Origin of the sequence: Paenibacillus sp. E194 (genome assembly GCF_000935845.1) — a bacterium.
Taxonomy (GTDB): Bacteria; Bacillota; Bacilli; order Paenibacillales; family Paenibacillaceae; genus Paenibacillus_B; species Paenibacillus_B alvei_B.
Window position 1 is genome coordinate 1 of the sequence record NZ_JMDX01000204.1, and the last position, 10,441, is coordinate 10,441.

The following is a 10,441-nucleotide window of genomic DNA, read 5'->3' on the forward strand; positions in this document are numbered from 1 at the left end:
ATATTGCAGCGTGTGCGTCATACTCTCGGAGAATTGCAGCAGAAGGGGCTTCTCCGTCAGGATATGAGCTCCGAATGGATCGCAAACGTACTGTATTCACTTCTCATCCTGGCTTGGCAGCAAGTACACCTCGGGAACATTGCCAAAAATTCAGCGGCAAAACTAGTTGTAGACACGTTGTACAACGGCGTGAACGCATAGTCACATGTAACTGTCCACTCTCTCCTCAGAGCTAACTTCCATATCAAGTGCGGCATTAGACAATCGGTATCTTGTATCCATTCAATCGGAGAGGATGTTGTATATGAGAGAAGCTGGTCTTATTCCAGAACCCAAATCTTACGGGCCGCTTGGCCACTTGCCCCTTATCGACGGGAATCAGCCAACATTAACCCTTTGCAAGCTGGCAGAACAATACGGACCGATTTATCGGATAAGGTTCCCCGGAATCTCTAGTCTGGTCGTGTCCGGGCACAAGCTGGTAGCGGAAGTTTGCGATATTACCCGATTCGATAAGCATGTATACAATGAACTACAAAACGTGCGCGCCTTCGGTGGAGACGGGTTATTCACCAGTCATACAACCGAACCCAATTGGCGAAAGGCTCACAATATTTTGCTTCCTACGTTCAGCAAGCAAGCCATGAAGGATTATCATCCCATGATGCTTGATATCGCGCTTCAGTTAATCCACAAGTGGGCTCGCCTTAATCCCAACGAGAGCATTGATGTGCCTGAGGACATGACCCGTCTAACCCTTGATACTATTGGGATTTGCGGCTTCAACTATCGATTCAACAGCTTTTATCGACAAGACCACAGCCCATTCATCGTTAGCATGGTACGGGCGCTTAATGAAGCAATGCAAAAAAGTTCCCGCCTCAACATACAAAACTTCTTCATGGTCAAAACAAAACGGCAGTTCCAAACCGATATTGATACGATGTTTACCCTAGTCGACAAAATTATCGAAGAACGGAAGGTGCAAGGAAATCAAGGGGAAAATGACCTGCTCTCTCGGATGCTGAACGGGAAAGACCCTGACACAGGAGAGGGGCTCGATGATGAGAATATCCGGTATCAGATCATTACCTTCCTTATTGCTGGCCATGAAACAACGAGTGGCCTGTTATCCTTCGCACTCTACTTTTTACTTAAGCATCCGGAAGTATTGAGTAAAGCTTATGAAGAAGTGGATCAGATACTGGTAAGCCCGATCCCAACCTATCAACAAGTACTTCAACTAAAATACATTCGAATGATACTGAATGAATCACTTCGCTTGTGGCCAACTGCACCTGGATTTGACCTCTTTGCGAAGGAGGACACTCTAATTTGTGGTCAATATCAACTTCGCAAAGGCGATAGTGTCAGCGTGCTCCTTCCACAACTCCACCGTGACAAGGAAGCATGGGGAGACGATGCCGATGAATTTCGGCCCGAGCGGTTCGCAGATCCTTCCAAGGTTCCAAATCATGCCTACAAGCCGTTCGGCAACGGCGAGCGAGCCTGTATCGGCATGCAATTCGCCCTTTACGAGGGGACGTTAGTTCTCGGCATGATTCTCCAACAGTTCAAGCTGATCGACCATTTGAACTACCAATTAAATGTGAAGCAGACCTTAACCTTGAAGCCGGGCGATTTTCAAATGCGTGTACAATTACGTCATACGAACCAGATCGCGAGTATGCCGACGGGTGCAGCTGCTGTTATGCAGAATGAGACGGAGCAACACATGTCAACGAATAAGAAAGAAATTGCCCCAGCTCATCGTGCCCCAGTAGAGTCTGCCCGTTTTACACCGATGCTTGTCTTATATGGCTCGAACTTAGGAACGTCAGAAGGGATTGCACATCAACTTGCCAGCCAAGCACGCCTTTGTGGATTTCGAAGTGAAGCAGCTCCACTCCATGATTACGTAGGCAGACTGCCGAAGGAAGGCGCTGTTCTTATCGTGACCGCATCCTATAACGGAAGGCCGCCGAAAAACGGGGCATCGTTCGTGAAATGGCTGGGGGAGACACGGCCAAGAGAGCTCGAAGGCGTACAGTACGCAGTACTGGGGTGCGGGGATCGCAATTGGGCGAATACGTATCAGAGTGTACCGACATTTATTGACGAGCAGTTGGAACGAGCAGGCGGAACAAGGCTTGCCCTGCGCGGTGAGGCAGATGCAGGTGGGGAATTCGAGCAGCAGGTTCATACATGGATAGATGCGATGTGGAACAACGTAAAACAGGCATTTGGCGTTGAAGAGAACCGTCCAGAGGATAACAGTGACCAAGTACAAAATGCGATTCACGTTCAAGTTATGAGCAGACTATCAACCCTTCCGCTCGTGCGCAATCATGACGCGTTCTTCGCTGTCGTACAACAGAATCGCGTACATCATATTGCTAGCGACAAGGCGTGCACGTGGCAACTCGAGATTGCCCTGCCTCACGGAATCACGTACAGAAAAGGGGATATACTCGGTGTGCTCCCCGTCAACAGCCAAGCGATCATAGACCGAGTAGTAAGGCGGTTTCAATTGCAAGCAGATGACCAGGTCTTAGTTTCTGCGAACGAACACCATGAATCTGCCCATTTTCCACGCGATCTGCCCATCTCGATTCAAGATCTGCTTCGCTACTGTGTTCAATTAGAAGAACCAGCAACACCTGATCAACTTCGTGTACTAGCCGCTTATACGATATGTCCGCCGCACAAGCGAGAGCTGGAAGCACTGCTGGAGGATAAATCCTACCAAGAGCAAATTCGGAACAAGCGTATCTCCATGCTGCATTTACTAGAAACCTATGAGGCGTGCGAACTTCCATTCGACAAGTATTTACAGCTATTGTCGCCCCTCCAACCTGATTATTATCCAATAGACAACGATTCAGAACGCAATTCTTTACAGATCATCATAGATGGCAAAGATGCCGCTTCTATTCCAGGACAGATTGAATATAACGGATCAACTTCCACCTTCTTAGCCATGTGCGATCCAGGAGACGATATCCTTATTTTCATACAAGCGGAGAAACCTGCTGTTCAGCATGTCTAATTAGAATGATATTAGTAGAGCTGTCTAACGCTGCTTATTTGCAGTACAGACCATGCAATTTGCCATGAGGATACTCATATCCCCATGGTATTTTTGTGTGGAGACTAGTATATTCCGGTTCAATATGGTAGAATTCGAACAATTTCTTGTTATTAAAATCATGAATCATGAAGGAAAATGGGGGACATCAGTATGCCACAACTTGAAACGAATAGATTATCATTAAGACCTCTGAACTTGAGCGATGCTGCGAGAATTGAACAATTAGCTGGAGATTATGACGTCGCCAAGACGACGTTGAATATTCCGTATCCATATCCGATCGGTGCAGCCGAGCCATTTATCAACAGCATGCTGGAAGCTGAGAAGAATGGTAGGGTGGTTATTTTCGCAATCTGCGAGAAATCATATGAAGACTTAATCGGCATTATGAATATCAGCATCTCAGCAATGCATAACCGAGGAGAATTAGCATACTGGATTGGGAAGCCTTATTGGGGCAAAGGGTATGGCACCGAAGCAGCTCAAGCGCTTCTATCTTATGGGTTCGAAGAACTAGGGCTTCATAAAATATTCGCTGAAGCATACACCTCTAATCCTGGATCGTGGAGAATCATGGAGAAGATCGGTCTCGCTTATGAGGGAACACTGAAACAACATGTGTATCGTTTCGGCCAGCATTACGATCTGGCATTCTATGGAATGTTAAGAGATGAATATAGACAAAGAACGAGCTAATTGGCTCGTTTTTTTTGTTGCCAGATTTCACAGTTCTTATAAATAATCATGCCTTCTGTCACAAAAGAGCCGACTGAAATTGTTATATAGAGTAGAACAAGAGAGATTGGAGTGGTAAATTAGTATGAATCATGTAGAGAGCAATCCTAATTCGAAAATCAAGTTCGGTGTGATAAAAAAAACCATCATTGTCACTTCCACTGCAGCACTGCTTGGCATCGGAGCATTCAGTTCCAGCATGCTAGCTACAGCAGCATCGAGGATAGATGGCTTCAATGAAAAGACGGCTATCGAGCAGGGTTACCTGTACAAGCCTAATTTGAGTGTCAAGCATGATGGAATCACCCTAACGTTGACCGATGTTCGCTACGATGGAACGACGTTATCCTTCGCATTGCGTCCGGAAGGGGTGAATCTGGATTTTCCCTTTACTATCAACCCGGAGAAAGAGAAAATCAAAGGCTACATCAAGTCAAAGTGTGAGTTGCTTGCCGATGGCAAACCCATCACCGTAAGCAGCTCTGAGACCTTTGGAGCAAATAAGAGCTATCAATACCATGCAAAAGGGGTGAAGCTCCCTAACGAATTCGAGCTTTCGATTAAGGCCGAAGTGACGAAAGTGAAGGAAGCTTATGATTTCAAAGTACCGGTGAAGTTGAAAAGCAAACCGCTCGTTGTGAAGCCAAATAATGCATCCAAAACTTCCGGAAAATTCAGCTATACCGTTAAGCAGATTATTCTATCGCCGTTCTCTACACGGCTCATCCTAGACAGCGAAGGTTTGCCCCCTGCTTCAGCCGAGCAATCCGGGAAGTACCATGCAAGTCCGGTTTATTATGAGTTATTCGACAACAACGGCAACGAGATATTGCCTGAAATGATCGGATTCTTCCATAAAATGCCTGAAACCAAGTACCATGTTGATAAATTCTACTATCCAACAGACGACAAGGCAACATCCATCAAGATTAGGCCATATACGTATACGATTAACAGCAAAAACTGGGCTATCCTCGAGGAGAAGGGGAGCAATAGAAAAAAGACTTATAAGAAAACGTATTTGAAAGACTTGGAGCTTACGATTCCAATCAAGCGATAACACAAAAATGATTTCCAACAGAAGGGATGATAGATACAAATGAAGTCAATCAAAAAAACGGCAATCGCAATATCTGTGGCAGCACTGCTTGGGACGGGGGCACTCGGTTCGAATTTGCCCGCAGCAGCAGCGCCGAAACTAGACGGCATCAATGAAAAGACGGCTATCGAGCAGGGTTACCTGTACAAGCCTAATTTGAGTGTGAAGCATGACGGGATTACCTTGAAGCTGGAAGAAGTGAAGTACGACGGTTCTACATTATCCATCTTAGTCAAGCGAGAAGGAGCAAATCTGGACGGTACGGTATCCCCATATTTCAGCATGGAGGATCTAAAAGAAAATCCGAACAATGAATTTATCAAAAAAAATGCCGTCCCTGAGCAGGATCAGCTAAAGGGTTACATTAAGCTAAGCCCGAAGGTATTAGTTGATGGAGAGCCGATAAAATTGAACAGTGCCAGTTTCTCTGGTCCTCAGAATAATTTTTATTATGTCGCAAAAGGAGTCAAAGCGCCCGAGAAATTCGAGCTTACCATTAGGGCTGAAGTTACAAAAGTTAGTGAACCATTTGAGCTCAAGGTTCCGATCGAGTTGAAAAGCAAACCGCTCGTTATCAAGCCAGAAGCATCCAAAACGTCTGGGAAATTCAGCTATACCGTCAAGCAACTCGAACTGACGCCATTCTCGACCCGACTCATTATAGACAGTCAAGGTCCAGTGCCTGCTTCTGCCGAGCAATCTGGGAAATACCATGCAAGCAAGGTCTACTATGAGCTTATGGATAACAAAGGGAAGGAAATAAATCAAGAAGAGATCGGATTCTTTAATAAAAACCGGAAACCAAATACCATGTTGATCAATTCTACTATCCGATTGACGACAAGACGACATCTATCACGATCAAGCCGTATACATACACGGTAAACAGCAAGGATTGGAGCATCTTCGGAGCGAAAAAGGACAGTGAAGGAAAGAGAACCTATCTGAAGGATTTGCAAGTTACGATACCGATCAATCGATAATAGATACAACACAAGGGTTGCTCCAGAACCATGTAGGCATGGTTGGACTGCCCTTTTTCCATGCGGTAACAAGTCGTCGTCCGAGGCGCTTATTACGCAAATCTACGAATTCGTATCTACTACACATAGTTGTATTATGCTAACATAAAACGGTCGCTTATTTTACAGTGTATAGAATTAAAAAATTCATTTGAACGTGTCACAAAATGAACGGTTCAGATTGTTATATATAATAAGACAACAAGAAAGGAGTTGAGCACTTGCAATCTACCAGCCCCGGGGAGTCAGTAGTGCAGCCCATTAATGTTGAAGAAATCGTAACGCGAGTACAAGCTGGTGATAAACAAGCTTACCGAACGATCCTACACAATTTCGAACGCCAAATGTATACATACTGCTACTATATTTTAAAAAATCATGCGGAAACGGAAGATGCTGTTCAAGAAATATTTATCCGTGCCTATGAAAATTTACATCAATATAATAGACAGGTTTCTTTTTCTGCATGGTTATATAAAGTTGCCTATCATCATCTTATTAATTTGAAGAAGAAGAAGAGCCGCTGGCTTAATCTGATTAAGCAGGTGGAGAAGGAGACAGAACAACAAGAGATTGCCTTCTCCCAGCATGAAACGATAGTTAGCGATCTCCTAACCTATCTCACTGCAGAAGAGAGGCATATTTTGCTCTTGAAGGCTGTGGAGCAGTATACATTTGAAGAGATTAGTGAAATTATGGGCCTGAAATCAGCAACGCTGCGCAAGAAGTATGAAAGATTACGTGCAAAATTAATGGATCGAATTAGTGAAAAAGGAGAGAAGGCCCATGGGAAATATGCAGCGCACGGAATACGCTGAGATGGACGGGATCGAACAAATGATTCGTAAATCCTCACCACCTCCCATTCGAACCGATAAAATCATGGATCGAATCGAACAAATGGAGTGGACAAGCGCATCGCCATTCCATCGTAAGCCGAGTATACTAAAAAGAACTTTATTCGCTGCTTCTGCCGCAGTCATTCTCGGAGTAGGAATGGTCGGAGTTGGATATGTATCCCCAACGATGGCGGAAGCTTTGAAGAAAGTGCCCGTAATCGGACTGCTATTCTATGATGCGAGCGAAGACGCCGTTCAGAAGGCGATTGAGCGCGGGATTATATCCACGCCAAACATTAGCGTTACGCATGATGGAATTACGTTAAAGGTAACTGAAGTATTATTTGACGGTACTCGCTTGTCATTCCGCATAGAACGTGAGGGCAAAGATTTGCCTCAGTATCTGGCTTCTCCGTATGTAGAAGGCTTTTCGAATGAGGAAAGAGTTGCGCTCTATAATAAATTCTACGAGACAAACAAAAGTATGGCGGAATCCTTCGGCACTCCTGATGAGAAACAGGAGAGAGGGTATATTCGAAGCCCGGAAGTTCTGATCAACGGTAAGCCTATCAAATCCTCTGGCCAACTCAGCAGCTATATGATGGATGATAAGCCGATGTATATGCTGGAATTTAGACATGTCGCAACCTTACCGGATGAATTTGAACTGACTGTGCGGACAAGAGTGACACAGGTTAAGGAAACGTATGAATTCAAAATTCCTGTGAAGGTTGAGAACAGAGCCATGATTTTGAAACCGAATGCAACCAAGTCCGACGGCAAGTTCTCGTATACAGTGAAGCAGCTTGATATCTCACCTGTATCCACTCGTATCGTACTGGACAGCAAGGGTCCAGTTCCGGCCTCTGCGGAACAAACGGGGGATTATCATGCAAGTAGAATGTACTATGAGATTGTGGATGATCAGGGACGTGTACTAAGACCATCCAAACTTATCTATACACCTGTTCTGCCAACAACCGAGTATCACCTCAACGATTGGTATGCGCCAGCAGGGATGAAATCGAAATCGATCACAATCAAGCCTTACAACTTTACAATAAGCAACAAGAACTTTAGTATGAAACGAAACAATAAGAATGATACTGGAGATCGAACATACTGGAAAAACCTAGAGATGACGATCCAAATTCCGCAATCCAAATAATAAATAGTCAGGGCCGACTCTGCGAACCATGAAATCATGGGGAAGAAGTTGGCCCTGTCTCATTTTTATATAGAGAGGTATTTCTCCCTCTTTTATTGCAATTTATCCCTTATGATCCGTCCTTCTTTTCTAGATAATGATGGTGTAAGGCTGAGCCGCACGGAACATCAGTGCAGATGCTCATGGAGGTGTTGTCTCATATGTCTGGTCATGAAATAGGAGGGATAACCAAATCTGTTATCAACATTTTGCAAGCGCTATCATTATGGATTAAAGGAGGATGATTACGTATGTTACGCACAGGGAATACATCCCGCCGCAAATGGATGATTGTCTTACATGCAGCTCTAGCATTGATGCTCCTGCAAGGTCTGGTACTCTGGGCGCCGCAAGCTCAAGCTGCTGTATCCAGCAAGACGATTGTAGGCTACTGGCACAACTTCGATAATGGTTCCGGGTTCATCAAGCTCCGTGACGTATCTCCTAAGTTCGATGTCATCAACGTCTCCTTCGCAGAACCAACCTCTGGCGTCACGAATGGTACAATCGGCTTCACGCCTTACAATTATACGGATACCGACTTCAAGGCTGATGTCGCTTACTTACAGAGCCAAGGCAAGAAAGTTATCATCTCCATCGGGGGCCAGAATGGGCAGGTGCAACTGCCGAACGCCGGAGCCCGAGATAATTTCGTCAATTCAGTCATTGCGATCATTGAGAAATACGGCTTCAACGGACTTGATGTAGACTTCGAAGGACACTCCCTCTATTTGAACGCTGGTGACAGTGATTTCAAAAATCCTACCACTCCGGTTATCGTCAACCTCATTGCAGCACTCCGTACGATTAATAACCACTTTGGAACCGATAACTTCTACCTGACCATGGCTCCTGAAACCTTCTTCGTTCAATTAGGCTATACCTTCTATGGCGGCAGCTGTATTAGCTGCGACAACCGTGCAGGCGCATATTTGCCTGTCATCCATGCAACCCGCGATATTCTCGACTGGCTTCAGGTACAGAATTATAACTCAGGCCCGATTACAGGACTGGATGATCAGTATCACACGATGGGGAATGCCGACTTCCATGTGGCAATGGCCGACATGCTGGTGACCGGATTCCCTGTTGCCAAAAATCCAAACAACTTCTTCCCAGCTCTGCGTCAGGATCAAGTTGTGCTCGGATTGCCTGCAAATGCGAATGCAGGAGGCGGGTTCACTTCGGTTGCAGAAGTGCAAAAAGCACTTGATGCGCTCATGAAAGGCATACAGTTGTCCAGCTACAAGACACGAGGCAGTTCGACCGGATATCCGAACTTCCGTGGGTTGATGACATGGTCAGTGAACTGGGATAAATTCAATAACTTTGAATTCTCAAACAGTCATCGTGCTTATCTGGATGCATTAACTCCGCCTATTCCCGATACGGAACCTCCTTCCGTACCAATAAACGTAATCGTTACAGCTAAGACATCCACCAGTGTCAGCCTCAGCTGGACGGCCTCCACAGATAATGTTGGGGTGACCGGATATACCGTCTCCTATGGGACTCAATCTGTGAGCGTTTCGAATCCGAATGCTGTCATCTCGGGATTGACGCCAGATACGAACTATACCTTCACGATTACTGCGAAGGATGCGAAGGGGAACCAATCCGCTACAAGCACACCGCTAACGGTGAAGACAGATCCAGCGGGATCAGGTGGAGATACAACACCCCCAACCGCCCCAGGTAATTTACAGGTAACAGGAAAATCTGCAACTTCAGTAATACTCAGCTGGTCGGCCTCGATGGACAATGTTGGTGTGACTGGCTATACCGTGTCTTATGAAACGAATGCTGCTGTCAATGTGACGGATACAACCGCAACTATTACAGGATTAACGCCAAATACAAACTACGTATTTACCGTAACTGCTAAGGATGCAGCCGGGAATGTTTCCACTGGAACCAGTGTTCAAGTAACGACAGATGCACAAGGCGGGGCTCAGCCATGGGCTCCAAATGTCAGCTATAAGGCAAACGACGAAGTCACTTATGGCGGAAAGACTTATGTATGCCGGCAAGCTCATACTTCATTGCTAGGTTGGGAACCGTCTAACGTTCCAGCTCTGTGGCAGCTCAAATCCTAATTGAACGGAAGAAGGGGAGTTCTGAGTCGATCAGAACTCCTTTTTTCATGCAAGTAAACTGTGTCGCTTCTCCTATTGACACTTCCCATATATGGCTTATAATCATGATTAATACTTAGATTCACTTAATAACACTTAACTTTACTTAACAGAACAGGGGAGAATCCATGTTTCAAGAGGAACGATTGGCAGCTATATTAGAGCACCTGAAGAGAAACAAGCGCATTGAAGTGGAAGAAGTATGCGACCTGCTGTCTATATCACGAGATACGGCACGCAGGGACATTATCAAGCTCGAGGAACAAGGCTGTATCATTCGAACACGGGGTGGGGCCGTCCTGCCTACCATATC

The 10,441-nt window shown here is 45.4% G+C and carries 8 protein-coding genes and 1 pseudogene; all 9 read left to right on the forward strand.

Translation table 11 applies throughout. The annotated features are described in order from the left end of the window. Positions 1–201, forward strand: a pseudogene (locus AZ66_RS32050) (TetR/AcrR family transcriptional regulator); the annotation flags it as partial. Between the two features lie 103 nt (positions 202–304). Then, a complete protein-coding gene (locus AZ66_RS22160; protein ID WP_052648767.1) occupies positions 305–3,049 on the forward strand; it encodes a cytochrome P450 in 2,745 nt (914 codons plus the stop codon). Between the two features lie 192 nt (positions 3,050–3,241). After that, complete coding sequence (locus AZ66_RS22165; RefSeq protein ID WP_044356834.1) at positions 3,242–3,787, forward strand: GNAT family N-acetyltransferase; 546 nt, start codon at positions 3,242–3,244, stop codon at positions 3,785–3,787. Between the two features lie 124 nt (positions 3,788–3,911). Next, entirely contained in the window at positions 3,912–4,886 is a 975-nt protein-coding gene (locus tag AZ66_RS22170) for a DUF4179 domain-containing protein (protein WP_044356835.1), read from the forward strand. 39 nt (positions 4,887–4,925) lie between these two features. After that, positions 4,926–5,810 carry a DUF4179 domain-containing protein gene (locus AZ66_RS22175; protein ID WP_052648769.1) on the forward strand — a complete coding sequence of 295 codons (885 nt, stop codon included), beginning with the start codon at positions 4,926–4,928 and terminating at the stop codon, positions 5,808–5,810. 358 nt (positions 5,811–6,168) lie between these two features. After that, positions 6,169–6,765 (forward strand): RNA polymerase sigma factor, encoded by a 597-nt coding sequence (locus AZ66_RS22180; protein ID WP_044356837.1) that lies wholly within the window; start codon positions 6,169–6,171, stop codon positions 6,763–6,765. Further along, entirely contained in the window at positions 6,734–7,954 is a 1,221-nt protein-coding gene (locus AZ66_RS22185; protein WP_044356839.1) for a DUF4179 domain-containing protein, read from the forward strand. Before AZ66_RS22180 ends, AZ66_RS22185 begins: the two co-directional genes overlap by 32 nt. A gap of 329 nt (positions 7,955–8,283) precedes the next feature. Next, the gene (locus tag AZ66_RS22190) at positions 8,284–10,089 is read left to right on the forward strand and encodes a fibronectin type III domain-containing protein (RefSeq protein ID WP_442950315.1); all 1,806 of its coding nucleotides are present in this window, start codon (positions 8,284–8,286) and stop codon (positions 10,087–10,089) included. A 167-nt stretch (positions 10,090–10,256) separates the two neighbouring features. After that, the coding region (locus AZ66_RS22195; protein WP_044356841.1) for a DeoR family transcriptional regulator at positions 10,257–10,441 on the forward strand (185 nt) is incomplete at its 3' end.